This is a genomic window from Pseudomonas sp. IPO3749 (genome assembly GCF_013386605.1).
Lineage (GTDB): Bacteria > Pseudomonadota > Gammaproteobacteria > Pseudomonadales > Pseudomonadaceae > Aquipseudomonas > Aquipseudomonas azotoformans_A.
In genome coordinates this window covers 20015-44612 of record NZ_JACARN010000029.1, presented here as the reverse complement: position 1 = coordinate 44612, position 24598 = coordinate 20015, and the positions used below count along the sequence as shown (strand labels likewise).

Genomic DNA, 24598 nt, shown 5'->3' with positions numbered 1-24598 from the left:
CAGACTCAAAACCGCCAGGGACGAAATAGCTCAGCAACCCGCGAATAATCATCGCAGGTTGCAGGAAAAAACCATGATAGCTGTAGAAGTGGTGGCGAATGTGACGGGTTTCAAGGCAATCGTCCTACACGCCTTTACCGATCAATGTTGCAATAAGACTAACGGTCAGCAAATAAACCGAAAAACTTGGCCGAAAAGCCGTTTCGGCTGTCGCCTCAGGCGGTGATGGTCTCTATACTAACTCCCCGTTTGTGCACCGCTCTAGTGCATTCGGCTGGAGCGCGACACGTCCCTCCTACCCCCCATAGAGCTGCCGCAAAAATGAGCCTGTTCTCCGCTGTCGAAATGGCACCACGCGATCCAATCCTGGGCCTCAACGAAGCATTCAACGCCGATACACGAACCACCAAGGTCAACCTTGGCGTGGGCGTTTACTGCAACGAGGAGGGGAAGATTCCACTCTTGCGTGCCGTTGCCGAAGCGGAAGCCATTCGCGTGGCGCAACACGCCGCCCGTGGCTACTTGCCAATCGACGGCATCGCGGCCTACGACAAGGCCGTGCAAACCCTGCTGTTCGGCGCTGAGTCGCCGCTGCTGAACGCCGGCCGCGTCACCACCGTGCAAGCGGTAGGCGGCACTGGCGCGCTGAAGCTGGGTGCTGACTTCCTCAAGCAGCTGCTGCCAAACGCCGTCGTCGCCATCAGCGACCCGAGCTGGGAAAACCACCGCGCCCTGTTCGAAACTGCCGGTTTCCCGGTGCAAAACTACCGTTACTACGACGCCGCCACCCACGATGTGAACCGTGCCGGCCTGCTCGAAGACCTCAACGCCCTGCCGCCGCAGTCCATCGTGGTGCTGCACGCCTGCTGCCACAACCCGACCGGCGTCGACCTGAGCCCGGCCGACTGGCAGAACGTGCTGGACGTGATCAAGGCCAAGAACCTGGTGCCGTTCCTCGACATGGCCTACCAGGGCTTTGGCGACGGCATCCACGAAGACGCCGCCGCCGTGCGCCTGTTCGCTGAATCGGGCCTGACCTTCTTTGTGTCCAGCTCGTTCTCCAAGTCGTTCTCCCTGTACGGCGAACGTGTGGGCGCACTGTCCATCGTCGGCGACTCCAAGGAAGAAAGCGCGCGCATCCTGTCCCAGGTCAAACGCGTGATCCGCACCAACTACTCCAACCCGCCAACCCACGGCGCGGCGATCGTTGCAGCGGTACTGAACAACCCTGAGCTGCGCGCCCAGTGGGAAGCCGAACTGGCCGAAATGCGCCTGCGCATCCGTGGCATGCGCGAGCAGATGGTGAGTGAGCTGGCCAAGGCTGCTCCGGGCCACGACTTCAGCTTCGTCGGCCGCCAGCGCGGGATGTTCTCCTACTCCGGCCTGACCGTTGAGCAAGTCACCCGTCTGCGCAGCGAGTTCGGCATCTACGCCCTCGACACTGGCCGTATCTGTGTAGCGGCGTTGAACCAGTCGAACATTGATGCAGTCACAAAGGCAATCGTTCAGGTGCTGTAAACCTGCAGCTGTTGCACCAGAAGGGGAAGCCGATGGCTTCCCCTTTTTCGTCTCCAGCCCCTAGACTGAACCTTGACCGCCCCTTTGCTGTGAGAATGCTATGAGAAACGACGACCTGGACCTGCGCGCCGACCGCGACGAACTGCATGACTACGCCCCACGCGCACCGCAACCCAAGCGCCAGAAAAGCCTGGTGCTGCAAGTGGCGCTGGGTGTGTTCCTCGGCGGCCTGGCACTGTGGCTGGTGCAATTGGGTGCGACCGCACTGATGGCGAAGCTGGCGATGGGCACCCTGCAATTGGGCGGCTAAGCCGCACGAATCGCCCCCTGCTCCTCCAACAACTTCACAAAACTGTTCAAACTCTGCGACACCGTCCCCCGCCGCCAGATCAGCCAGGTGTGCAGGATCCGGAAGTTGTCCGTCAGCGGCCACACACTCACCGCCGTCGACCCCGGCATGCTGTCGAGCATGCTGCGTGGCATCAGCGCCAGGCCCGCGCCGGCGCTGACGCAGGCGAGCATGCCATGGTAGGACTCGATCTCGAAGATCTTGCCCGGCACCGCGCCGTCCTGTGCAAACCAGCGTTCCAGGTGATGTCGGTAGGAGCAGTTGGAGCGAAAGGTGTAGATGCTCTCCCCGTTCACGTCCTGCCCACGGGTGATCGGCGCATGATGCAGCGGCGCAATCACCACCATCTCTTCCTCGAACACCGCCACGCCTTCCAGGGTCGCGTGCAACAGCGGGCCGTCGACGAATGCCGCCGTCAGCCGCCCGGACAACACGCCTTCGATCATGGTGCCCGAAGGCCCGGTACTCAGGTCCAGCTCGACCTTGGTGTGTTTCTGGTTGTACGCCGCCAGCAACGCCGGGATCCGCACCGCCGCCGTGCTTTCCAGCGACCCCAGGGCAAACGCGCCTTGGGGCTCCTCCCCCGCCACGGTTGCGCGGGCTTCCTGTACCAGGTCGAGGATGCGCCGCGCATAACCGAGGAAATTCCATCCAGCCGGTGACAGGCGCAGGCGGCTTTTCTCGCGGATGAACAGCTCCACACCCAAGTCCTGCTCCAGTTGCTTGATGCGCGTGGTCAGATTCGACGGCACCCGATGAATCAACTGCGCGGCGGCACTGATACTGCCTTGCTCGGCAACGGCCTTGAAGATTTCCAGCTGCACCAGATCCACATCATTCTCCAATCGTGAACGTATTGCTTAATATTATTCAGTTTCCAGAAAAGAGATAGCCCCGTACGCTGAACCCCACTTAATTCACTCAGCAGGACGGTGCCATGAACGCGACTACCCACGCCCTCTCGATCAACCCGGCCAACGGCGAAACGGTCGGCAGCTATCCGTATGAAACCGCGCAGCAACTGGACGCCGCCCTCGACCGCTCCACCCTCGCCTTCCGCACCTGGCGCCGCCAACCCGTCAGCCAGCGCGCCGAACTGCTGTTGAGTTTGGCTTCTGCCCTGCGCGAACAAGCCGAAGACATGGCGCAGATGATCACCCTGGAAATGGGCAAACCCATCGCCCAGGCCCGTGCCGAAATCGAAAAATGCGCGCAACTCAGCGAATGGTACGCCGCCCACGGCCCGGCCATGCTCGCCCCGGAGCCGACGCTGGTGGACAACGGCAGCGCCCAGATCGAATACCGCCCGCTGGGCCCGATCTTCGCCGTGATGCCGTGGAACTTCCCGGTATGGCAAGTGCTGCGCGGCGCAGTGCCGACGATGTTGGCCGGCAATACCTACGTGCTCAAGCATGCGCCGAACGTAATGGGCAGCGCCTATCTGATCCAACTGGCGTTCCAGAAGGCCGGTTTCGCCGATGGCCTGTTTGAAGTGGTCAACGTGACCAACGACGGCGTGTCCAAAGCCATCGCCGACCCGCGCATCGCCGCCGTCACCCTCACCGGCAGCGTGCGTGCCGGCATCGCCATCGGCTCCCAGGCTGGCGCGGCGCTGAAAAAATGCGTGCTGGAGTTGGGCGGCTCGGACCCGTTCATCGTGCTCAACGACGCCGACCTCGACGCCGCCGTGCAAGCCGCGCTGATCGGGCGCTTCCAGAACAGCGGCCAAGTCTGCGCCGCCGCCAAGCGCCTGATCATCGAGGAAGGTGTAGCGCAAGCCTTCACCGCCAAATTCCTCGAGGCCAGCCGTGCCCTGGTGATGGGCGACCCGACGTCAGCCACCACCTACATCGGCCCGATGGCGCGCTTCGACCTGCGCGACGAGTTGCACGGCCAGGTCCAGGCCACCCTGGAAGAAGGCGCGACGCTGTTGCTGGGCGGCAATAAAGTGCCCGGCGCCGGTAACTACTACGAGCCGACCGTACTGGCGGGCGTCACCGACCAGATGACCTCGTTCAAACAGGAACTGTTCGGCCCTGTCGCCTCGATCATCACCGCACGCGACGCCGACCACGCTGTGGCCCTGGCGAATGACAGCGAGTTCGGCCTCACGGCGAGCATCTTCACCACCGACCCGGCCAAGGCGCGCGACATCGCCAACCAGCTGGAAACCGGCGGCATCTTCGTCAACGCCTTCAGCGTTTCCGACCCTCGGGTGGCGTTTGGTGGGGTGAAAAAGAGTGGTTTCGGCCGCGAGCTGTCGCACTTTGGCGTGCGGGAGTTCTGCAACGCGCAGACGGTGTGGCTGGACCGCAAGTAAAACGCAGGGGTGGCGCGGGCACGGGTCGTGGCTATCGCCCCCCCAGCCCCGCCACCAAGGCTTCCAGCACCACACTGACCTTGGGCAACGCCTGGCGATTCCTGACCCAGGCCAGCCTGATCGCGGCTCCCTCGGTGGCCAGCTGCGGCAGCACCTCAACCAGCTTGCCTTCCTCCAGCGATGGCCGGACCACCCACGACGGCAGTTGCACGATCCCGCAACCGGCCAACGCTGCCTGCATCAAGCCATCGCCATTGCCGATCACCAGGTGCGGCGCCATCTGCCAACGCCGTGCAGTGCCCTGTTCACCGGCGAAGTTCCAGGGGCTGACGCGACCGTCCACCCAGCCGTAGGCGAGGCACTGATGCCGTTCAAGCTCACGCTCGCACGTCGGGGTGCCATGGTTCGCCAAGTAATCCGGCGAGGCACACAACGTATGCCATTCGTGCGCGAGCACACGCTGTTCGATCGTTTCTGGCCAGCCCTGCGCTTCACCGACACGCACCACCAGATCCACACCCTCCTTGAACGGGTCCACTAACCCGTCGCTGAAGGAAATGTGCGGCACCAAGGACGGAAAAGCCTGCAGCAAAGGCAGCAGCACCGGCAACACCCGCACGCGCCCAAACACATTGGGCAGATCAATGCGCACACGTCCACGCGGCTCGCTTTGCTCCGCGCGCAGCGACAGCTCGGCCTCCTCCAGGTCAGCCAGCACCCCCGTACAGGTACGGTAAAACGCCACGCCGGCCTCGGTGAGAGACAAGCGCCGCGTTGTGCGCAGGAACAGTCGAGCGCCCAGCCGCGTTTCGAGCCGCGCGATGCTTTTGCTGATGGCCGAGGCAGTCAGGCTCATTTTCTCGGCAGCGGCGGTAAAGCTGCCGTAGTCCGCAACACACACAAACACATCAATCCCTTTCAAGCGTTCGGAAGAAAACATGCACGCCCCGCATTTGTGAATTCAGGTCAGCCAAGCTGGTAATTAACATCCTAAATCAGAATTCAACTCAACAGTAAGCTAGGGTCAATGAACCCGGTACTGAGGCTCGGATGCTGACCACGCTGAAAAACTACCCCTTGACCGTCAACCTGCTTCTGAGTGCGTCACTGGGGTTGACCCTCGCCAGGGCCATCACCTTGCCCTATCTGGTGATCTACCTGTCGAGCCAGTTCCAATTGGGCGTCGCCGACATCGGCCTGGTGATCGGCAGTTCGCTGATCCTCGGCTCATTGTTGAGCCTGTACGGCGGTTTCCTGGTGGACAGCCAGCCAGGTTACCGCTTGATCCTGGGCTGCTGCGCGGTGTTCACTTGCGGGTTTCTGGCAGCGTTTGCCGCACGGGACCTGTGGGTGTTCTACGCCTGCCTGGTCGCGATCAACCTGGCGTACGCCGTCATTGATATCGCGGTCAAATCAGGATTTGGCCGGCTACTGCCCGTCGATGCGCGCAGTGAAGCATTTTCGATCAAATACACCCTGACCAACATCGGCTACGCCGTCGGCCCTTTTCTCGGTGCGGGACTGGCCGCGCTCGCCATCAGCCTGCCCTTCCTGGCGTCGGCGATACTGGGCGCCGGTTTTTTCATCGTTTACGCCGTGTGGGGTGACAAGCATGCAATGCCCGTGGACACGAGCCAGCCCGGCGCGCCATTCCTGGCGGTCGGCAAGGTGCTGCTCAGTGATTACCGGCTGGTGTGTTTTACCCTGGGTGGTGCACTCAGTGCCGTGGTGTTCGGCCAATTCACCGCTTACCTCTCGCAATATCTGATCGTCACCACGACACCCGAAATGGCCTACCGGATAATCAGCAGCGTGGTGGCCACCAACGCGCTGATGGTGATCAGCCTGCAATACGTGATCGGCAAGCGAATCACCCATCAGCACTTGAATCTGTGGCTCGCAGGTGGGTTGGGCATGTTTATCGTCGGCCTGGCGGGGTTCGGCTTGTCCACCTCGCTGATGTTCTGGGTGGTATCCATGACGGTCTTCACGCTGGGAGAGATCATCGTGTTCCCTGCCGAGTACATGTTCATCGACATCATCGCCCCCGATCATCTGCGGGGCATGTACTACGCTGCGCAAAACCTGGGCAACGTTGGCGCGGCCCTGGGCCCGGTGCTGTGCGGGATGGTCTTGGCGACACACCCCGCCCACACCATGTTCTACATGCTCGCGCTGTTCGTTATCGCCGGCGGGTTGCTCTACAGCCTCGGTGCGTCGCTGGCAGCCAGGGTGAACGCTCCCACCTGAACCTCAGCAACGGATATGCCGACGCACGCACTGCACCAACCCGTCCAGCGCCTGCGATTTGACCGGCGCGAGCACGCAAACGGTGTGCTCGCGCTCGTCTTCCTTCACCGTCAGGGTGTAATGCACCTGGCCCGGATTACCGCGCGCAGGTGCATGGCTTTGCGGCAATTGAAAGAAATCGCACGCCTCGACAAGCCGCCGCAGTTCCTGCTGGTCTTGCTCCGGCAGCGCGTCCAACTCCACCGTCTGTGGCTTGGCCAAGCCCGGAAAAAAACCGGGGCCGCCGTTTTCCTTGATCGAAATTTGCATGGTTGTTCCTCACGTCAGACAGAAATGCCGACCGCCTTCCAACCGTCCTTGACCGCCTTCTGTTCATCCGTGTTCGCGCCGTAGAGTCGGCCTGTCACATCGTAAGTGATGCGCGCAAAGCGCAGGAACCCCGAGTTGGGCCGCAGCCGCGCATCCCGCAGCGCGTCATACCAGATACGCCCGGCACGCTCCCAGGCGAACCCGCCGAGCTTGGTCGCCACCTGATAGAACGCATGGTTGGGAATACCGGAATTGATATGCACCCCGCCATTGTCCTCGTAGGTGTGCACAAAATCATCCATGTGCCCCGGCTGAGGGTCCTTGCCCAGCAGTTTGTCGTCAAACGCCGTGCCGGGGGCTTTCATCGAGCGCAGGGCGGTGCCTTTGATCTTTTTGGTAAACAGTCCTTTGCCGATCAGCCAATCAGCGTCTTGCGCGCTTTGCTTCAAGGCATATTGCTTGATGAGCGAGCCGAACACATCCGACAGCGACTCGTTCAACGCTCCGGACTGATTGAAATACATCAGCTTGGCCTCGTCTTCGGTGACGCCATGGGCCAACTCATGGCCAATCACGTCAAGGGCCACCGTGAAGCGGTTGAACAACTGCGCATCCCCATCGCCAAACACCATCTGGGTCGAGTTCCAGAAGGCATTGTTGTAGTTCTGGCCAAAATGCACCGTGGCGTCCAGCGCCATACCGGCGTCGTCGATGGAGTTGCGATCGAAGACCTGGTCGAAAAAATCGAAGGTGGCGCCCAAGCCCTCGTAGGCTTCGTCCACCGCGGCATCCCCGCTGGCGGGTTGCCCCTCACCACGCACCAGCGTGCCCGGCAGGCTGTCGGTGCCCTCGGCGCTGTAGATCGAGCGGCGCTTATCGGCGCCCATGGCCAGGGCCATGTGCGCCGGCCCCTTGGCAGGTTCGGCGACCATGCGCAACGAGCGAAACGTCGTGTCCTTGGCGCGGGTACGCAAGGCGACCTCCCGTTGCGCTTTATCACCGTTGCGCGCGATCTGGTCGAGCATATAGGGCGGGATCAGGCAGAAAATCGGATGGCGATGCGGCTGACGAACACACATGGACTGGCTCCATCTGGCAGGTGACAACGTCCGGGTCATCGATTCAGGATAGTCCCCAGGGGTTAACGCGTGTCATCAATTGTCATTAACCTATGTTGCAGTCGTGTTTATCCAAGGAGGACTGACCGATGCCAGCACGTAAAGCCAAAATCGACCTTGCATACCGGCCCAGGCTCGCTGACCTGCGCCCGTTGATCGCACCGAGCCCCACGTTGCTGGAGGCACGGGCGGCGACGCCACGCGTCACCCCCGCCAAAGACTTGAAGGGCCGGCGCGGCTACGCCGAGGACTTTCTCGGCAGCTTCGGGGTGCCCTGGCCCACGGTGGAAGAGGCCTTGGCGGAGGATGCACAGAAGCGCCTGGACTACACGCACTTCTCGATCACGATGTCGCGCGCCAAGCGGCTTGCGCTGTATGTGGGCGTCAACATCGATGGTGGTCAGCACGTGGATATCATTCGCAGCAACGACGCCTGGGCCTATGACGGCCGCTTGCCCATCGATGCGCAGGTGGGCGAAGCGCTGTATGCCAGCAATGGCCTGGATCGCGGCCACCTGGTCCGCCGACAAGACCCCAACTGGGGCGACGAGGCGCAAACCGCCAACCTCGACACCTTCCATTTCACCAACTGCTCGCCGCAGATGAGCGGGTTCAACCAGAAGACCTGGCTGGAGCTCGAAGACTACATCCTCGATAACACCCAACGCTGGAAAGCCCGCGCCACCGTGTTTACCGGCCCGGTGTTCGCCGACGACGACCGAGTGTACCGAGGCGTGCAGATCCCCAAGGCGTTCTGGAAAGTGGTCGCCTACCTCAGCGACAACGGCAAGCCTAGCGCGAGTGCCTACATGATTGACCAGAGCCGCGAACTGGGCCAGCTCGACCTGGTGTTCGGCCAGCTCAGGACCTACCAGCGTAGTGTGATCCAGATAGAGCGCCTGACCGGGCTACGCTTCGGCAACCTGGCCGACTACGACGGCTTCAGCAACGAAGAGCGCGCCACCGGCACGCGGATTGAAGCGCTGATACAGGGGCCTGAAGACATTCGCCTATGACGGACGCTTTACATGTTGAACTGCGTCACACGCCATCCACGATGCGAAGCGAGCCGCTCTTGCTCTTGCTCTTGATCTGGCTTTTGATCTCAGGCGCCCCGTCAAACACGCTGGCCGAACGCAGGCTTGAATCCGTGGGTAACCCGGCAGGACGCCGGGTTAGCCGCGCTGGGCCAAGGATGGCCCATCGCGGCGGCCCACGGATTCAAGCCTGCGTTCGGGCACACCGAGCCTAGGCGAGGTGCCGAGTGTTGGGGCAAGAGCCTTTTGGTTACTTTTGGCTGGGCCGGCATTCCGGCTTTTCAAAAGTGACCCGCTGTAAGAGCGGAACCCATAGCAGCCGTTACCTAAATAACGGATATGTCCCCGGTCTGATCCAGCATCCAGGCCAGCTGTCAGGCCGCCTTCGCAGGCAAGCCAGCTCCCACATTCTGGATCGCGGGAGTAACAGTAAGATTGCAGCCGACCGTCAAGCCGCCAGCGCCATACCCAGCGTGGTGTAGATACCTGCGCCCTTTGGCCGCCCCCTCACTGCGCATTGATGTAATGAAACTGCGCCTGCGACTTCTCAACCGCCGCACGCACCTGATCTTTCTGTGCGTCGGTGCCCGAGTAGTAGATCTGCAAACCCTTCAAGTCCTGCCCTTCGACGGCTTTGCCGATCACGGCCACGTCGACCGGCGTGCCGGCCCCCATGATCAAGAAGAACACATCGCCCAAGCGCTTGGTATTCAGCAATTCGCTCCTGAGGCTGGCAGCGTTTTGGTCACCGGCCAGGGAAATCGCCAGGGTGTCGCCGAACATCCCACTTTTAGGGATGCTCATCGTGTGCAAGCGCAGTTTGTCTGAGTCCGCGGGCATCGACTTGACATAGGCGGTGGAGGCCTCGTCGAGAATCTGCTTTTCAGATTTACCCTGAGTGGCACAACCGGCCAGGGTGGCGATAAGGACGAGCGCGACAAATGATTTCACGGTGTATTCCTTGTGATAAAGCGATCCATGGGCTGAGCATCATAGGAGCCTCACCGCCAGAGAGCTACCGTTGAGTTCACGACCTCCCGTTCAACCGCGCGATCGACTACCATACCGCGCCGGTTCCCAAACGGGACTAATAGGGAATCCGAAGCGCGGTACACCCGCGTCAATCGGAACTGCCCCCGCAACTGTAGGTGCTGAGCCTGCTCCATGATGCCACTGGACCTTGTCCGGGAAGGCCGGAGCCTGGCGACGACGCATCAGTCAGGAGACCTGCCGGCTCATGCTCAATGACCAACCGGCGGGGTGTCCGGGAAGGACATTCTTGCCTGCCTCTCTCGCAGCGTTCAAGGGTGTATTTCCGAACGGCACGCACGCTTCACTCGGAGATAGCCCCATGTTGCCACGCGTTACCGCCCTGCTTACCGGCCTGGGGTTCTGTGCCCTGGCCCAAGCCGTGCCCACCCACTACCCGTTGACCGTGGAAAACTGCGGCAGCACCCTAACCTTCCAGCAAGCCCCGGCCCGCAGCGTGACCATCGGCCAGGCCGCCACCGAAATGCTCTACGCCCTGGGCGTGGGCGACAAAGTGGTCGGCACTTCGCTGTGGTTCAACAGCGTGCTGGCGCAATACAAAGCGCAGAACGACAGCATCGAGCGCCTGGCCAACAACGAACCTAGCTTCGAAGCGGTGATCGCAAAGCGCCCGCAGCTGGTGGCCGCCGAACTGGAATGGGTAGTCGGGCCGCAAGGCGTGGTCGGCACCCGCGAGCAATTCCATGAACTGAAGATTCCCACCTACCTGCTGCCCTCCGACTGCGAAGGCAAGGACAACCTGGTAGGCGCCGACGGCACGCGGCTGGAGCCGTTCCGCATAGAGACGATCTATAAAAGCATCAGCCAACTCGCCGAGATCTTCGACGTGCAGGCGCGCGGCCAACAGTTGAACGACGAACTCAAGGCGCGCCTGGCCAAATCCGTCGCCACCGTGCAAAGCAAAGGTCTCAAGCAGGCTAGCGCCTTGGTGTGGTTCTCCAGTTCCGAGATGGCCAGCGACCCCTATGTGGCGGGCCACAAGGGCATTCCTGAATTCATGCTGGAAACCCTCGGTTTGCATAACGTCGTGCAGTCGGACGAAGAGTGGCCCGCCGTCGGCTGGGAAACCCTCGCCAAGGCCAACCCGACCGTGCTGGTGATCGCGCGCATGGACCGTCGCCGCTACCCCGCCGACGACCATGAAAAGAAACTCGCCTTCCTGCGCAGCGACCCGGTCACCCGCAACATGGACGCGGTGAAAAACAACCGCATCATCATCCTCGACGCGCTGGCGCTGCAGGCCAGCATACGCACGTTCGACGGCCTTGAACAACTGGCCACGGCCATCGACGGCTACGACCTGTCCAAATGATCCGAACCCTACTCGCCCTGGCCCTGCTCCTGGCCGCCGTGCTCGCGGGCGTGGCCATCGGCGAAACCGCCATCTCGCCGCAGGTGGTACTCCAGGTCCTCGCCAACAAACTGTGGGCGGCCGGTTATGTGCTCGACCCCATCGACGAAGGCGTGGTGTGGAACTACCGCCTCACCCGCACCCTGGTCGCCGCCGCGTGTGGTGCTGGGCTGGCGACCTGCGGCGTGATATTGCAATCGCTGCTGCGCAACCCGCTGGCCGATCCGTACCTGTTGGGCATCAGCGCCGGCGCCTCGACCGGCGCGGTGCTGGTGGCGTTGATGGGTGTGGGCGGCGGTTTGATCTCGTTGTCGGCGGGCGCGTTTGTCGGCGCCATGGCCGCGTTTGCGCTGGTGATCCTGCTCGCGCGCGCCAGCGGTTCGGCCAGCGGCACCGGCCAGATCATCCTGGCGGGCATTGCCGGGTCGCAGCTGTTCAATGCGCTCACCGCGTTCCTGATCACCAAATCCGCCAGTTCCGAACAGGCGCGCGGCATCATGTTCTGGTTGCTCGGTAACCTCAGTGGCGTGCGCTGGCCTTCGGTGTGGCTGGCGGTTCCGGTGGCGGTTGCAGGCTTGGCGGTGTGCCTGTGGCACCGTCGCGCCCTGGATGCGTTTACCTTCGGCAGCGACTCGGCGGCGTCCCTCGGCATTCCGGTGCGCCGCGTGCAGTTCGTGCTGGTGGGCTGCGCGGCCTTGGTGACGGCGGTGATGGTGTCGATTGTCGGCTCTATCGGCTTTGTGGGGCTGGTGATTCCCCACGCCGTGCGCCTGCTGCTCGGCACCGGGCACTCGCGCTTACTGCCGGCCAGTGCGTTGGGCGGCGCGTTGTTCTTGATTGCGGCGGATGTGCTGTCGCGCACCTTGATCAAAGGCCAGGTGATTCCGGTCGGCGTGGTCACAGCGCTGGTCGGTGCGCCGGTGTTTGCGCTGATCCTCATTGGTCGGAGGAATGCGCGATGACCGTGCTGAGCTGCACAGGATTGGGTTTCAAAGTGCGCGAGGCGCAGTTGCTGAGCGACATTCATCTGGACGTGCAGCCGGGCGAAACCCTGGGGATTGTCGGGCCGAACGGCTCCGGCAAATCCACCTTGCTCAAGTTGCTCGCCGGGCTGCGCACCCCAGCGTCCGGCGAAGTGCTGCTGGGCGGCCAGCGCCTGGGCAAGCTGTCGCGCCGCGCCATCGCGCAACAACTGGCGGTGGTGGAACAGCAGGCCGACACCGACGACGCCATCCGCGTGTTCGACGCCGTGGCGCTGGGCCGCACACCGTGGTTGTCGGCGCTGAGCCCGTGGTCATCGGAGGACGACGCCATCGTCAACCAGGCCCTGCACGACGTCGACGCCACCCACCTGAGCCATCGCGCCTGGCGCAGCCTCTCGGGCGGTGAGCGCCAGCGCGTGCACATCGCCCGTGCGTTGGCGCAACGGCCGCAGATCCTGTTGCTGGATGAGCCGACCAATCACCTGGATATCCAGCATCAGCTGGGCATTTTGAAGGGTGTGCAAGGGTTGCCCGTCACCACCTTGATCGCCCTGCATGACCTGAACCAGGCGCTGACCTGCGATCGGCTGGCGGTACTGGATCACGGGCGGTTGGTGGCACTGGGTAAACCACTGGACGTGCTGACGCCGCAGCGTTTGCAAGAGACGTTTGGCGTACAGGCACACTACCTGACTGACCCGTTCGATGGCGCACAGATACTGCGTTTACGCCCGAACTAAGCCTCTTGAGGCGAACGCTGGGTGTGACGTGACAAGGTCACGAACAACTCGGGTACTTGGTAGATCAGCGCCTGGCGGATCAGTGGATGGTCCTGGCAAAACGCCTTGAGATTGAAGCCGACCTCAAGGCCGAGGTTGGCGTTGATCAGCACCAGGTCAAACGCACGGTCGCCGCAGCCGAGCAAGGTCGTCAGCTCGTCCAGGCTCGACACTGGCGCAATGGCGTAATAGCCCTGGTGGTTGAAGTCACGCTCCAGGCGCAGGCGCCGGTCGTGCTGGGTGTCGGCAATCATCACGCGCAAGCCCTTGTTGATCATGACCGGCTCCCGACGGCCGCAGCCGCGTGATGCAACCAACCCAGCAGATCGCTACCGCTCATGGGCCGTGCGTGCCAATAGCCTTGGCCGAGGGTGCAGCCCAGCGCCAGCAATGCGCGGTGTTGCTCGGCCGTTTCGATGCCTTCGATCACCACTGACATGTCCAACGCCTCCCCCAAGGCCAACGTGCTGCCGATGACCGCCAGGCAGCGCGGCTCATGCTTGAGGTTGCGCACAAACTCCGCATCCAGCTTGATTTCATTGAAGGGCAACTGGCACAGGCGCTGCATTGAGGAAAACCCGGCGCCGAAGTCATCGATCGACAAGCGACAGCCCATCATCCGCAGGCGCACCAGGCTTTCCAGGCTGATATTCGGGGTTTCGAGCAAACCGCTTTCGGTGATTTCGAAGGTGACATGGCTACCCGACACACCGTGAACCTGCAGGATCTGCTTGATGTTGCCAACCAGGTCGCGATGGGCCAACTGGCTGGCGCTCAGGTTGAACGCCATATTCAACAGGCTGCCCTGGCACCTGGCCTGTTCGTGCACCGCCAAGGCCTGGTTCATCTGCAGGTACAGGCCCTCATCCAGCAAACCGTAGCGCTCCAGCGCCGGCAAAAAGACGGCGGGTGAAACGATGCCCCGGGTGGGGTGCCGCCAGCGTGCCAACACTTCAACGCCGCACACTGCGCCACTGCGCAGGTCGAACTTGGGTTGGTAATATGCCTGCAATTGCTGATCGTCCAGCGCCCGGCGCATCTGGGCTTCGGTGGCGCACGCCGGTGTGTCATCCGGTGGGCAGGCTGCGATAGGCCGGGCATGCAACTGCTTTTTTAGCAGTGCCTCCAGAGCCCCCGCCTGCAAGGGTTTCTCCACATCCCCGAGGAACTCCAGCCCCAGCAACGCGATGATCTGGCGCACCGCACGGCGCAAGTCGGGCGACAACGAGCTGCTGACGATGATCGACCCTACCTGCCCGCTGGCGCCGACCCGCTGGATGAACTCGACCCCGTCCATGCCTTCCATCTGCAAGTCACACAGGGCGATGTCCACCGCGCCTTCGCGGTCCAGCAGGGCCAGGGCCTGGGCACCGTCCGCAGCTTCGAACACCGTGGCACAGCCCAGGTGTTCAAGCATTTTGACGGCAACGGAGCGCTGGAAAGCATGGTCTTCCAGTACCAGGACACGTAGCGCAAGGGTCATGAGGGCGGGACTCGTCTGTAAAGAAGTGCCTCATTGTTTCGCGACTTGGCCTGCATAGACCTAGGAAACGTCTCTACGCTTGTAGGAAATTTCCCAAGAACACCCCCAGCCTCACGCCAGGTAATCCTCCAACTGTTCCGCCAGGTGCTCCATCGACTGCTGCAAGGTATCCACGGCCGCCGTCAGCGCCGCCGTATCCAGCCCTTGGGCCGCCGCCTCCAGCGCCTCGCAGGCACTGATCAAACCGGCGGCACTGATAATCCGCGCGCCGCCCTTGATCCGGTGTGCCAGATCGGCGAGCCCTTGGACATCATGTTGGGTAAACAACCGCATGAGCTTGGCCATGTCGCCGTCATTGCTCACGGCCAGGTCGCCCAGCAGGCGCTTGACCGATGCCTGGTCGCCACGGGCCAGTTGCTCCAGGCTGCTGAGGTCGAGGTTTTCCAGTGGCGGTGCGCTGGTCGGCTCATCGGGTTGAACCAGCGCCTGGGGTTTGACTTGCGCCAGGCGCGCGCCCAGGTCCTTGAGGCTGATGGGCTTGAACAGGCAGTCGTCCATGCCGGCCTCGACGCAGCGCACTTTTTCTTCGGCCAAGGCATTGGCGGTAAAGCCCAGCACCAGGCCGCGATGCAAGCCGCGCGCGGCCTCTTCGGCGCGAATCGCCCGCGCCAGTGCGTAGCCATTCATGATCGGCATATTGCAGTCGGTGATGACCACATCGAACAACTCGTTGCGCCAAGCCCGCAGGCCGTGGGCACCGTCTTCGGCATCGGTGACCCGGTGGCCCAGGTAACCCAGTTGCTCCGACAACAACAACCGGTTCGCCGGATAGTCGTCGATCACCAGGATATTCAGGGCCTCGCCAGCCACCTGAGGCTCGGCCTCGACCACCGGGGCGCAGGGTTCCAGGATCGATGCGTCCAAGCGCACTTCAATCTGCGTGCCCTGCCCCAACGTGCTGTCCAGGGTCAGGGTGCCGCCCATCATTTCGCACAGGGTGCGGCTGATCACCAACCCCAGCCCCGAGCCGCCACGGGGCGCCTGGCCATGGTTGTCTGCCTGGGTAAACGGGCTGAACAGGCGTTGCTGGTCTTGCTCGGAGATACCGCGCCCACTGTCCTCCACGCGCAAGCACAGGGCCAGGCGTTCCTGCCCCGGCAAGACGTGCGCCCTGGCGACCAGGCGTACCTGGCCGGCATCGGTAAACTTGATCGCGTTGCTCAGCAGGTTGGACAACACCTGCTTGAAACGCTGCGGGTCGATCAGCACCTCGGTACTGACCTGTGCCTCCAGGTCCAGCTGTAAGCGCAGTTGTTTCTGCCGGGCGAGACCATCGAACACCCGCGCCACCGACTCGATCAGTTCGCGCAGGTTGGCCCGCTCCGGCGCCAGCGACAGCCGGCCGGATTCAATGCGCGCAATATCGAGAATATCGCCAATCAGGTCGAGCAGGCCCCGCGCCGCGCCGGAAGCGACCTCGATGGCCGAACGGTCGAGCACACCCTTGTCGGCTTTTTTCATCGCCAGTTCGAGCATGCCGATCACCGCATTCATCGGCGTGCGGATCTCATGGCTCATGGTCGCCAGGAACGTGGTCTTCGCCCGGTTGGCGGCGTCGGCATCATCCTTGGCGACTTGGAGTTCCTGCACCAGCCGCTGGCGTTCGCTGAGTTCTTCGCTCAACGCCCGCTCAGCCTCGCGCCGCTTGCCGATCAGCCAGCGCAAATAGCCGATCCAACCCAAGGCCAGTGCCAGCAATACCGCCGCGATGGCAAAGCCCTGGAGAATTGCGCTGCGATTGCGCAGCCAATAGCTGTCGTCGATGACCACCTCGTTGCGCCAGCGGTTGGTCAGCTCGTCCATTTCCTCGGGGGTAATGCTAAGCAGCGCCTTATCGAGGATCGAATACAACTCCAGCGCGCCGCGATTGGTCGCCAAGGCGATCCGCGCCGGCATCGTCCCTACGGTGCTGGTGACCTGCAAGCGATTGCGGTACTGCCGGGAGATCATGTAGCGCGCACTGATCAGGGAATTGATCGCGCCATCCACTTCGCCCTTCGCCACCATGGCCATGGCGTCGACGGCGTTCTGCGCGGGCACCAATTGCACCTGGGGAAACTGTTCCACCAGGTATTCGCGCATCACATTGCCCTGGACCAGGGCCAGGCGCTTGCCGGCCATCTGGTCGAGGGTCTGGGGCTTGTCATCACCGGTGGGCGTGACCAGCACAAACGGGTTGGTCAGGTACGGCCGCGTGAAGCGCAAGGCATTTTCACGCTCGGCACTGGGTGTAAAGGCGGCCAGCATATCGGCCTTGCCGCTAGTGACCTGGTCGATCAGGTCCTGCACCGACTCGGCCCGCTGCAAATCGAATTGCAGGCCGGTGCGCAGGCTGACCTTGGCCAGCACATCGGCGCTGATGCCACGGAAGTTGCCGTCTTCATCGACAAACGTCAGCGGCAGGAAGTTTTCATTGATCGCCACCGTCACCCGTGGATGCTGCTCCATCCAGCGCTGTTCACTGTTGCTGAAGTGCAACGTCTGCCGACCCGGCATGCTCGCGCCCCCGGCACTCCAGCGACGCAGGATGGTCATACGCTCCGCCGCTGGGATCGTCGTGAGCGCCGTGTTGAGGATGCGCAGCAAGCGCTCGTTGCTGCGGCTGACGGCAAAGGCGAACGGCTGCACTTCCATCTGCGAGAAGTCGCTGAGCTGGACGTTGTTCAGGTAGTTCTTGTTTATCAGGTAGTTGGAACTGATGGAGTCGCCCAGGTAGACATCGGCCTGGCCGAACGCAACTGCGCCGATCGCACTCAAGGTCGACGGAAACAGTTGCACGGTCGCCTCGGGGTAAAACGCCTTGACCGTATCCGGCGGCAGGTAGTGATAGAGCATCGCCACGTGCTTGCCCGCCAGGTCCGGCGGCAGATTCTGGCTGTCGCCGATCCGCGTGACCAGTACTGGCTGGTCATTGGCATACTCCTGGGACAGGGCCAACTCGGGGTCAGCGGCTTCAAATCCGTTGGCCGTGCCGAGCATGTCGATCTCGCCGCTTTTCAGCGCGGCAATCACCTCGGCGCGCGAACTGTAGCGGCGCACATCGACCTGCATGTGCAGCAACTGCGCGATCAGTTGCGCGTAGTCTGCGGTGATGCCCTGGTAATCGTCGCCATTGCCGGTCATGCCGAACGGCGAGTAGTCCGGGGCCGACGCACCCAGTACCAGCGTGCGTTTGTGGCGCAGCCAGTTCCAGTCGGGCTCGTCGAGGCCGACCGAGTAATCTTCCACCGTCGAACGCCCGAGCAGATGCAGGGATTCAGCGGCGGCCATCGCCACCGGCGCAGCCGTCAGCATGGCCAACAACAGCAGGCTGGCCAGGCAGGTTCCGAGAAGTCGCTTCATCTAGATCAGGCTGTTGCGCTTGGCGAAATCGGCCAGGTACACCACGGACTTCACCTTGAGTTTTTCGATCAGTCGCGTCTTGTAAGTACTCACGGTCTTGTTGCTGAGCAGCATCGAGTCACCGATTTCCTTGTTGCTCAGGCCCTGGGCCAGTTGCTGCAAAATCGTCAGTTCGCGATCGGACAAGCTCTGGATCAACTCCAGGTCCGTCGCATCGGCATCACTGCGCCTCACCGAACTGGTGGCCAGGTTGGGAAAGAAGGTATAGCCGCCCATCACCGCCTTGATCGCCTTGACCAGTTCGTCCAGGCCATTGGTCTTGGAGATGAACCCGGCCGCACCGGCCTTCATGCAGCGCATCGAATAGAACAGCGCCGACTGGGACGTCAGCACCAGCACTTTGGTGGGCACGCCCAGGCCACTGATCCGCGAAATCACTTCAAGCCCGTCCAACTTGGGCATGGTGATGTCCAGCACCACCAGGTCCGGCACATGCTCGCGCACCAGTTGCACCGCGTCGGCACCGTTGTCCGCCTCGGCCACCACTTCAAAGTGTTCCTGGTTGAGCAACATCTTGACGGAAGAGCGAATGAACGGGTGATCGTCCACGACTATCGCTTTATGCTTACAGACCTCTGTCATACAACCGACGTAAGAGCGTGCCAACGCCATGGAAGCCCTGAAGCCTCATCCAGCAAAAGCACCCGCCGAAAACCCATGAGCATCGCTCAATTGTAGGAAATATCCTAAGAATTACCGCGCCGTGGTGGGAAGTTTTCACGGCGCGATCACCGCCTGCTCCAGCCAGTGCAACAAGTCGCGTCCCGTCATGGGCCGCGCCAGGTGATAACCCTGGCCAACGTCGCAGCCCAGTTCCAGCAACCCCGCGCACACCCGTGGGCTGCTGACACCTTCGATGACCAGCGTCATGTCCAACGAACGCACCAGCGCGCGAGTCCCCAGCACCATCGAGCGATTGCGCAAACGGTCCAGGCGCTGCACGAACTTGCCATGCAGCTTGATCTGGTTGAACGGCAGTTGGCACAGCGACTTGAGCGAGGAAAACCCCAGGCCGAAATCGTCCAGTGACAAACCGCAACCCAGCAGTTTGAGGCGCAGCAGGTTCTCGCGGGTCTGTGGCGCACACACCAGTACGCCGTTTTCCGCCAGTTCGAAGGTGAGTGTCGAACCCTTGAAGCGATGACGTTCCAGGGCCTGCCGGATGTGCTCGACCAACGCAGGGCTGGCCAGTTGCGAGGCATGCAGGTTGAACGCCAGCGTCAGGCTCACGCCCTGGTGACGCAGAATCCCCAGCAACCCCAGGCCCTGCTCCAGCAATTGCGTGAACATCTGGTCGATCAAATCATAGGCCAGCACCGCCCCCAGAAAATCGGCCGGCAGCAATACCCCGTGGGCGGGATGTTCCCAGCGCACCAAGGCTTCCACCCCGGTGACCGCCTGGCTGTGCAAGTGCAGTTGCGGTTGGAACCAGGCACGAAACTCCCCCAGGGCCAGGCCCCGGCGCACCTCGTCTTCGGTGGGTAGAAGGCCACGCTCCCCCGCCTGTTTTTCCTGCACCTGTCCGGGTGGAAAGGTCATCGTCTACCCCATCACTCAATCGAATCGAGAGCCGACATAGTGGCGAGCGAGATGGACACAGGTCGTAGCTTCTATCCGACCATCATGTAGGAAAATTCCGACACAAAACCCTCAGTAATAAATCACCTGCACCACCATCACCGCTTCGAACGGTCCCACCTGCGGGTCGCCCAACGCCACGACGGAGGCGCTGAAGGGCACGTCGATATGGCTGACACTGGCCGCGAACACCGCCAGGGGGAACGGCTCGTTGATCGGCACCAGATTGTTATGCGCGTCGCGCACCTGGATGCCGAACTGGCTGTCCGCCTTCGGCAACACGTTGTAAAGCCCCTGCTGATTGGCCGTCACCAGCGTGGCGCCGATATTCAGGGCGGTGCTGCACTTTTTCTCCAGGGCCAGGCTGAACGGCTGGGTGGGGTTGGGCGGCGAGAAGCCGGTGGTGGTTTTCTGGATCACGCCGAAATCCACAATGCCCGGTTCCGGGGTCACGGTGACGTCAACCGTGCACGCGGTGCCGACGATGTTCTGCAAACCGTTGAGCTGGAAACGGAAGTTGCCATTCGGATTACTCGGCCCGCCGTTGAGGCCATACAGGCCGTCAAACTGGAACACGTCATAGGTGTCCTGGGACGGCCGTTGCAGCGGTAGCAACCCGCGTTTGCGGATCACCACCTGGAAGGCAATGCTCGGGTTGGCCAGGGAACACGGCAGCATCTCGGCATTGTTGGTCGCGCCAGGGCAGCCACGGGAAACAAACCCGGTGTTAACGCCTTGGGTCGGGTTGGAACTCCAGTCGCCATCCCAGGCGGTGACCTGGCGGTAGACCAAACCAAACTCGATGCCCCAGGCCGTGGCGTTGAGGCCGGCAGGGTTGCCATAGAAGTAAATCGGGTCGTCTTCAGCAAAATGCTGATCGTGCAACTTGAAGCATTTGGCCGGCACCACATGGGTCTTCGAGCGCCAAATGATCGTGCCGTCTGGCACGGTGTCTGGCACCGACACCGGGCCGATGTATTCGCTCAGGTAATTGCCGTCATTCTCCGACTTGCACAACAGCGCCCATGACGCCTGGGAAAACACCAGCAACAACGCTGCCAGGCACAGCCTCGGGCCCCAACCGCTCATGGCTTCACGGCCTGGCACGCGGTGGCGGTGCAGGTGAACAGCGTGTCGGTCTGCCCGCCGAAATCATTCATGTTCGACACCCGCAACTCGCTGAACCCCAGGCTGGCCAACGGCAAACGTGCGCTGGCATGGGGCGCGATCATCACCGTCTCCACCGGCATCTTGGTTTTCTGCGGGCCCACCAGCAGGCCGACCACGGTGATATGGAACGGCGTCGGGTTGCTCACTTGCAATTGCTTGGCCGCCGGGTCGATCACCAGGCTCAGCCCCTCGGCCATGTCGGCGCCGCGCTCGCGCTTCACCGAGGCCGGGCGGTAGAACAATTTGATCTTCGACTGCAAGGCAATCTGCATCGCATTGACCGCCTCGCTCTTGGGCGGGATCTCGCGGATGTTGAGGTAGAACACCGATTCACGGTCCGTGGGCAACGTGGTCTGGGGCAACTTCACAATGCGCAGCACGCTGCTCTCATTCGGCTCGATACGTTGCAGCGGCGGCAGCACCATGAACGGCGTGGTGATTTTCTTGCCCTGCTCGTCCTCGATCCAGGACTGCACCACAAACGGCAGTTGCAGGTTCTTGTTGCTGACCGTGACACTCACCGAAGTGGCGCTCTCTTCGAAAATCACGCGGGTGCGGTCCGGCACCACGGCCGCGTTGGCCAATAAAGGCACACACAGCACGGCCAGGCGCGCGATACGGTTGAACATCAATCGAGACATCAGGGAACACTCCAAGTAAACGGATGAGGGGGGTCACAAACACCGCACGGGTGTCGGGATATTGGTCACGACGTCTTCCGGCGGCAGCACCGCCAATGCGCAGACATGGCTGTCGTCCCAGCGCGCCACCAGCTCGGCCCCGGCCTTGGCGCCGAGCAAATACGTGATGCCCGCCTCCCCGACGATGCCGACTTCCTTGTGGGTGTGTTTGTCCTGCACCGACGCCCCGAACGGCACCACCTGGCCGTTGGCCTGGGTCAGTTCGACATAGGCGTTGTAGCCCTGGGCGGCAGCGAAGTTGACGTAGCCGATGGCGCCCTCGGTCAACGCCAGGCGCTGGATCGGGTTGGACACTTCGGTCTTGAGCGGCAGCTTTTCGATGTTCACCCGCGCCTCATAGGCCTGGAACGCCGGCAGCCCATCCATCACTGTGTAGCCGTCGCGGTTGGAGCGCGCCTGGCCGGTGAAGGCCACGTCCGGCACGCCGTCGGTGGACACCAGCAACCGCGTATCGCCATTGGAGCCATTGCCATGGGCCGTGACGCCGTAGCGGGTCACCACCAACGAGCTGTCGAACTCGCCGGTCAGCGAGCGGTACGTACTGCCATCGGTGGTGGCCGAGGCATTCGCTCGGTACGTGGACGCACGCTTGCCGACGTAGGCATTCACGTATTGGTTGTCGCCCATGCCGCCGTACACCTGGTAGTTCATGCCTTCGCCATCGTCGTGGCTGTAGCCGACACTGGTCGACGTCGCGCCGGGGCTGGCGCGCTGCACCGTCGCGGACATCATCGAATTGCCCCCCAGCGGTACACTCACGCCCAGGTACAGCTGCGTGTCACGGCTCTGCGCGTTGCGGGTCTGGAACGCCGACAGGTTGACGTTGATGTTCTTCACGTTGCCCACGGCAAAACTGCGCGCCAGCGACAGGCCGAAACGGTCCGAGGGCGCGGCGTCCCAGTAAGTGGAATGGTCAAACGACAGGCTGGTGGACAGCCACGCAAAGCGCTTGGCCAGCATCACTGAATAGCGCTGCTTACCGGCATTCAGCGAATAGGCATCCGGATCCCCGACAAACTGTGAGAAGTTGGTGAAGGTGCGGTCGGAAAACCGGTAGCCGAGGAAGCGCAGATCCGCGCCAATCGCATCGAAGTGCTTGGAATAGTTGATGCGGTAGGAGTTGCCCACCACGGTCTCGGCGCTGTTGCGCAGCGTGGCCCTGGAGGTGGTGACGTCGGCGGAAATCGCGCCGAACACGCCGAGGTCCTTGCCCAGGCCCACGGCATGGGAGAGATAGCCGCTGGCTGCCAGCACACCGCCGTAGAGTGTCCAGTCCTGGGACAGGCCATAGGCCAGTTCGGACGCCACGAAACCCGGTTCGGTGCCGCCCTTGCCGGTCAAGCGCGGTTGGCCCGCCGACACTTTGTAGCGCAACTCGCCTTCGCGGGACAGGAACGGCACCGCTGCCGTGGTCACGGTAAAGGTCTGCTCGGTGCCGTCTTCTTCATGCACGGTCACATCCAGCGTGCCCTGCACACTGCTGTTGAGGTCCTGGATGCTGAACGCGCCTGGCGTCACCGTGGTGGAATACAACACACGGCCCTGCTGGGCCACGGTCACCCTGGCATTGGTGCGCGCCAGGCCGCTGATCAACGGCGCATAGCCGCGCAGATTGGGCGGCAGCATGCGGTCATCGCTGCTCAGGCTCACCCCGCGCAGGGCGAAGGTGTCGAACACGTCGGAGTTGAGGTAATCCTCACCCACCGAGAGTTTCGAGCGAATCGACGGCAGCGCGCGGTAGGCGTACAGGCGGTTGAGCTGGAACGCCTGCTCATTGCCGCGCCCGCCCTGGCTGCCGCTGTCTTGCTGGGCCTGGTAGTCGGCCCGCAGGCGCCAGGCATCGATGTTCAAACCGGCGGTGCCGTAGCTCTGCAATACCGTGGAGTTGCCGCTGGTGGTGGACTGGCGCTGGTTGGCGATCACCCGGTAATCCAGCAGCGCACCGTCCAGCCCGTCGCTCCAGGCGGCGGGCGGAATGTAGTTGGGGTCGTCATATTCGAACGACGCCTGGGGCAGGCTGATCACCAGCCGGCCCAGGTTCTGCGCGTAGTTGATCGAGGCGTTGGTGATCGCGGTGAGGTCCACGCACTGGCCATCGGCAAGGCGCGGCAGGCTTTCGAACAGGTCGGGCTTTAGACCGAAGGTCGCCACCAGCGCTTCGGGCAAGCAGGCATAACTGTCCTGCGCCGAACCGCCATTGTTGAATTCAATAGAGCGTGTTCCGAAATAACGTTGGTTGACCACGATATCCACCACATAACTGCCGGGCACCGTGTAGTGCGCTTGGGTGAACTGCCCGAGACTGACGTGATCGTCAGAGTCGATATTCAAGAACTCCGAATTAAACTCCACCGCGAAGGAATAACGCGCGCAGGAAAGTAATACGCAAGACACGAAAAGTTTGCGACAGCCCACGGAAACAACCCTTTTATCAACCAGGCAACAGGCAAGAAAAAAGGGGCTCGCGCCCCTTTTTCATCACAACCGATACAGCACTATCAGTTGTAAGCCACGGTGAAGTTGGCAACGCTGTCCGCTTCACCGGTGGTCACGGTGGCGGCGGTGGCTTCGTACATGGCGGCGAAGGTCACGGTGTTGTTGCCGTTCTGCAATACCACCGGTGCAACTTGTTCCTTACCGTTGTCGAGCATCTCGCCAGCGCTGGCCTGCAGGCGGATACCGACGTTCTGGGCCAGGCCGGTGGTGGCGAACAGGCCCGGCACCGCTGGGTCTTGCACGCCGCTGAAGGTGAAGCGCGCGTTCTGCTGGGTGGAGGTGTCGCAGTCGGTCAGGATGATGTCGAACTTGGTCGGCGTGGAGCGATCACCGACGGCGCGGAACTGGTTCGACGGCACTTGGCCCAGGGACACGGTCTGGTCCAGGGAATTGGCGTCGATGCCGCAGGCGCCCGAAACGATCTCACCGATAAAACGCACGGTGCCTGGGTTACCGCTCGCCGGCGTGGCCGCGTTGGCGAAGGAAGCAAGGCCCATGGCAACAGCAGCGGCGGTAACAGCGACAATCTTTTTCATGAGTTCAACTCTAGGGTTAATTATGGTTAGGCCCAGAAACCCGACTTCCCAAACAGACACTACCGACACTTATCTAAATCCCCATCCCGAAGAACAGCGCGCATCCGT

At 62.3% G+C, this 24598-nt stretch carries 22 protein-coding genes and 1 riboswitch; of the genes, 8 read left to right on the top strand and 14 right to left on the bottom strand.

The annotated features are described in order from the left end of the window. Positions 1 to 321 precede the first annotated feature (321 nt). Together HX812_RS13005 and HX812_RS13000 are read left to right on the top strand one after the other, a co-directional pair. Positions 322 to 1518 carry an amino acid aminotransferase gene (locus HX812_RS13005; protein ID WP_038845572.1) on the top strand — a complete coding sequence of 399 codons (1197 nt, stop codon included), beginning with the start codon at positions 322 to 324 and terminating at the stop codon, positions 1516 to 1518. Positions 1519 to 1618: 100 nt separating this feature from the next. Beyond that, positions 1619 to 1828 carry a hypothetical protein gene (locus HX812_RS13000; protein ID WP_038845570.1) on the top strand — a complete coding sequence of 70 codons (210 nt, stop codon included), beginning with the start codon at positions 1619 to 1621 and terminating at the stop codon, positions 1826 to 1828. On the opposite strand, the gene HX812_RS12995 is transcribed toward HX812_RS13000, so the two are convergent. Then, a complete protein-coding gene (locus HX812_RS12995; protein ID WP_038845568.1) occupies positions 1825 to 2700 on the bottom strand; it encodes a LysR family transcriptional regulator in 876 nt (291 codons plus the stop codon). The two genes, HX812_RS13000 and HX812_RS12995, sit on opposite strands and share 4 nt — an antisense overlap. 104 nt (positions 2701 to 2804) lie before the next feature. On the opposite strand from HX812_RS12995, the gene HX812_RS12990 reads away from it, so the two are divergent. Further along, positions 2805 to 4187 carry an aldehyde dehydrogenase family protein gene (locus tag HX812_RS12990; protein WP_038845566.1) on the top strand — a complete coding sequence of 461 codons (1383 nt, stop codon included), beginning with the start codon at positions 2805 to 2807 and terminating at the stop codon, positions 4185 to 4187. 31 nt (positions 4188 to 4218) lie between these two features. Here the strand turns inward: HX812_RS12990 and HX812_RS12985 are convergent, their stop codons facing one another. Continuing rightward, positions 4219 to 5127 carry a LysR family transcriptional regulator gene (locus HX812_RS12985; RefSeq protein WP_038845564.1) on the bottom strand — a complete coding sequence of 303 codons (909 nt, stop codon included), beginning with the start codon at positions 5125 to 5127 and terminating at the stop codon, positions 4219 to 4221. A 110-nt stretch (positions 5128 to 5237) separates the two neighbouring features. Between HX812_RS12985 and HX812_RS12980 the strand changes: the two genes are divergently transcribed. Next, positions 5238 to 6437 (top strand): MFS transporter, encoded by a 1200-nt coding sequence (locus tag HX812_RS12980; protein ID WP_038845562.1) that lies wholly within the window; start codon positions 5238 to 5240, stop codon positions 6435 to 6437. A gap of 3 nt (positions 6438 to 6440) precedes the next feature. Here the strand turns inward: HX812_RS12980 and HX812_RS12975 are convergent, their stop codons facing one another. Together HX812_RS12975 and HX812_RS12970 are read right to left on the bottom strand one after the other, a co-directional pair. Continuing rightward, entirely contained in the window at positions 6441 to 6746 is a 306-nt protein-coding gene (locus tag HX812_RS12975) for a protealysin inhibitor emfourin (protein ID WP_038845561.1), read from the bottom strand. A gap of 14 nt (positions 6747 to 6760) precedes the next feature. Then, the gene (locus HX812_RS12970; RefSeq protein ID WP_038845560.1) at positions 6761 to 7825 is read right to left on the bottom strand and encodes a M4 family metallopeptidase; all 1065 of its coding nucleotides are present in this window, start codon (positions 7823 to 7825) and stop codon (positions 6761 to 6763) included. A 128-nt stretch (positions 7826 to 7953) separates the two neighbouring features. Here HX812_RS12970 and HX812_RS12965 point away from each other — a divergent pair, with 128 nt between their 5' ends. Then, positions 7954 to 8880, top strand: a complete 927-nt coding sequence (locus HX812_RS12965; RefSeq protein WP_038845558.1) for a DNA/RNA non-specific endonuclease — start codon at positions 7954 to 7956, stop codon at positions 8878 to 8880. A 528-nt stretch (positions 8881 to 9408) separates the two neighbouring features. Here the strand turns inward: HX812_RS12965 and HX812_RS12960 are convergent. Continuing rightward, entirely contained in the window at positions 9409 to 9852 is a 444-nt protein-coding gene (locus HX812_RS12960; RefSeq protein ID WP_038843423.1) for a hypothetical protein, read from the bottom strand. Positions 9853 to 9955: 103 nt separating this feature from the next. Beyond that, a riboswitch (cobalamin riboswitch) is annotated at positions 9956 to 10151 on the top strand. Positions 10152 to 10252: 101 nt separating this feature from the next. Here HX812_RS12960 and HX812_RS12955 point away from each other — a divergent pair. From HX812_RS12955 to HX812_RS12945, 3 genes are read left to right on the top strand one after another with little or no spacing between them, the layout of a single operon-like run. Further along, the gene (locus HX812_RS12955; protein WP_038843421.1) at positions 10253 to 11263 is read left to right on the top strand and encodes an ABC transporter substrate-binding protein; all 1011 of its coding nucleotides are present in this window, start codon (positions 10253 to 10255) and stop codon (positions 11261 to 11263) included. Beyond that, positions 11260 to 12264, top strand: a complete 1005-nt coding sequence (locus tag HX812_RS12950; protein ID WP_033901824.1) for an iron ABC transporter permease — start codon at positions 11260 to 11262, stop codon at positions 12262 to 12264. The genes HX812_RS12955 and HX812_RS12950 overlap by 4 nt, the downstream gene beginning before the upstream one ends. After that, positions 12261 to 13025, top strand: a complete 765-nt coding sequence (locus tag HX812_RS12945) for an ABC transporter ATP-binding protein (protein WP_038843419.1) — start codon at positions 12261 to 12263, stop codon at positions 13023 to 13025. The genes HX812_RS12950 and HX812_RS12945 overlap by 4 nt, the downstream gene beginning before the upstream one ends. Here the strand turns inward: HX812_RS12945 and HX812_RS12940 are convergent. From HX812_RS12940 to HX812_RS12900, 9 genes are all read right to left on the bottom strand, one after another. After that, positions 13022 to 13342 carry a hypothetical protein gene (locus tag HX812_RS12940; RefSeq protein ID WP_050572381.1) on the bottom strand — a complete coding sequence of 107 codons (321 nt, stop codon included), beginning with the start codon at positions 13340 to 13342 and terminating at the stop codon, positions 13022 to 13024. The two genes, HX812_RS12945 and HX812_RS12940, sit on opposite strands and share 4 nt — an antisense overlap. Continuing rightward, complete coding sequence (locus HX812_RS12935) at positions 13339 to 14547, bottom strand: EAL domain-containing protein (protein WP_038843417.1); 1209 nt, start codon at positions 14545 to 14547, stop codon at positions 13339 to 13341. Before HX812_RS12935 ends, HX812_RS12940 begins: the two co-directional genes overlap by 4 nt. Positions 14548 to 14658: 111 nt before the next feature. After that, positions 14659 to 17949, bottom strand: coding sequence for a transporter substrate-binding domain-containing protein (locus HX812_RS12930; RefSeq protein ID WP_038843416.1), 3291 nt, complete (start codon positions 17947 to 17949; stop codon positions 14659 to 14661). Beyond that, on the bottom strand, positions 17950 to 18591 hold the full coding sequence (locus HX812_RS12925; RefSeq protein ID WP_038843414.1) for a response regulator transcription factor: 642 nt from the start codon (positions 18589 to 18591) through the stop codon (positions 17950 to 17952). Between the two features lie 135 nt (positions 18592 to 18726). Beyond that, the gene (locus tag HX812_RS12920) at positions 18727 to 19548 is read right to left on the bottom strand and encodes an EAL domain-containing protein (protein ID WP_050572380.1); all 822 of its coding nucleotides are present in this window, start codon (positions 19546 to 19548) and stop codon (positions 18727 to 18729) included. A 111-nt stretch (positions 19549 to 19659) separates the two neighbouring features. Then, complete coding sequence (locus HX812_RS12915) at positions 19660 to 20676, bottom strand: fimbrial protein (protein ID WP_038843413.1); 1017 nt, start codon at positions 20674 to 20676, stop codon at positions 19660 to 19662. Next, the gene (locus tag HX812_RS12910) at positions 20673 to 21398 is read right to left on the bottom strand and encodes a molecular chaperone (protein ID WP_038843411.1); all 726 of its coding nucleotides are present in this window, start codon (positions 21396 to 21398) and stop codon (positions 20673 to 20675) included. The genes HX812_RS12915 and HX812_RS12910 overlap by 4 nt, the downstream gene beginning before the upstream one ends. 33 nt (positions 21399 to 21431) lie before the next feature. Next, complete coding sequence (locus HX812_RS12905; protein ID WP_038843409.1) at positions 21432 to 23810, bottom strand: fimbria/pilus outer membrane usher protein; 2379 nt, start codon at positions 23808 to 23810, stop codon at positions 21432 to 21434. Positions 23811 to 23956: 146 nt separating this feature from the next. Next, positions 23957 to 24490 (bottom strand): fimbrial protein, encoded by a 534-nt coding sequence (locus HX812_RS12900; RefSeq protein ID WP_033897128.1) that lies wholly within the window; start codon positions 24488 to 24490, stop codon positions 23957 to 23959. Between the last annotated feature and the right edge of the window lie 108 nt (positions 24491 to 24598).

What these genes read in the sequence shown, in the direction of transcription:
- HX812_RS13005 (WP_038845572.1), top strand. Translation starts at nt 322, where the DNA reads ATGAGCCTGTTCTCCGCTGTCGAAATGGCACCACGCGATCCAATCCTG.
- HX812_RS13000 (WP_038845570.1), top strand. Translation starts at nt 1,619, where the DNA reads ATGAGAAACGACGACCTGGACCTGCGCGCCGACCGCGACGAACTGCAT.
- HX812_RS12990 (WP_038845566.1), top strand. Translation starts at nt 2,805, where the DNA reads ATGAACGCGACTACCCACGCCCTCTCGATCAACCCGGCCAACGGCGAA.
- HX812_RS12985 (WP_038845564.1), bottom strand. Translation starts at nt 5,127, where the DNA reads ATGTTTTCTTCCGAACGCTTGAAAGGGATTGATGTGTTTGTGTGTGTT.
- HX812_RS12980 (WP_038845562.1), top strand. Translation starts at nt 5,238, where the DNA reads ATGCTGACCACGCTGAAAAACTACCCCTTGACCGTCAACCTGCTTCTG.
- HX812_RS12975 (WP_038845561.1), bottom strand. Translation starts at nt 6,746, where the DNA reads ATGCAAATTTCGATCAAGGAAAACGGCGGCCCCGGTTTTTTTCCGGGC.
- HX812_RS12970 (WP_038845560.1), bottom strand. Translation starts at nt 7,825, where the DNA reads ATGTGTGTTCGTCAGCCGCATCGCCATCCGATTTTCTGCCTGATCCCG.
- HX812_RS12965 (WP_038845558.1), top strand. Translation starts at nt 7,954, where the DNA reads ATGCCAGCACGTAAAGCCAAAATCGACCTTGCATACCGGCCCAGGCTC.
- HX812_RS12955 (WP_038843421.1), top strand. Translation starts at nt 10,253, where the DNA reads ATGTTGCCACGCGTTACCGCCCTGCTTACCGGCCTGGGGTTCTGTGCC.
- HX812_RS12950 (WP_033901824.1), top strand. Translation starts at nt 11,260, where the DNA reads ATGATCCGAACCCTACTCGCCCTGGCCCTGCTCCTGGCCGCCGTGCTC.
- HX812_RS12945 (WP_038843419.1), top strand. Translation starts at nt 12,261, where the DNA reads ATGACCGTGCTGAGCTGCACAGGATTGGGTTTCAAAGTGCGCGAGGCG.
- HX812_RS12940 (WP_050572381.1), bottom strand. Translation starts at nt 13,342, where the DNA reads ATGATCAACAAGGGCTTGCGCGTGATGATTGCCGACACCCAGCACGAC.
- HX812_RS12935 (WP_038843417.1), bottom strand. Translation starts at nt 14,547, where the DNA reads ATGACCCTTGCGCTACGTGTCCTGGTACTGGAAGACCATGCTTTCCAG.
- HX812_RS12930 (WP_038843416.1), bottom strand. Translation starts at nt 17,949, where the DNA reads ATGAAGCGACTTCTCGGAACCTGCCTGGCCAGCCTGCTGTTGTTGGCC.
- HX812_RS12925 (WP_038843414.1), bottom strand. Translation starts at nt 18,591, where the DNA reads ATGACAGAGGTCTGTAAGCATAAAGCGATAGTCGTGGACGATCACCCG.
- HX812_RS12920 (WP_050572380.1), bottom strand. Translation starts at nt 19,548, where the DNA reads ATGACCTTTCCACCCGGACAGGTGCAGGAAAAACAGGCGGGGGAGCGT.
- HX812_RS12915 (WP_038843413.1), bottom strand. Translation starts at nt 20,676, where the DNA reads ATGAGCGGTTGGGGCCCGAGGCTGTGCCTGGCAGCGTTGTTGCTGGTG.
- HX812_RS12910 (WP_038843411.1), bottom strand. Translation starts at nt 21,398, where the DNA reads ATGTCTCGATTGATGTTCAACCGTATCGCGCGCCTGGCCGTGCTGTGT.
- HX812_RS12900 (WP_033897128.1), bottom strand. Translation starts at nt 24,490, where the DNA reads ATGAAAAAGATTGTCGCTGTTACCGCCGCTGCTGTTGCCATGGGCCTT.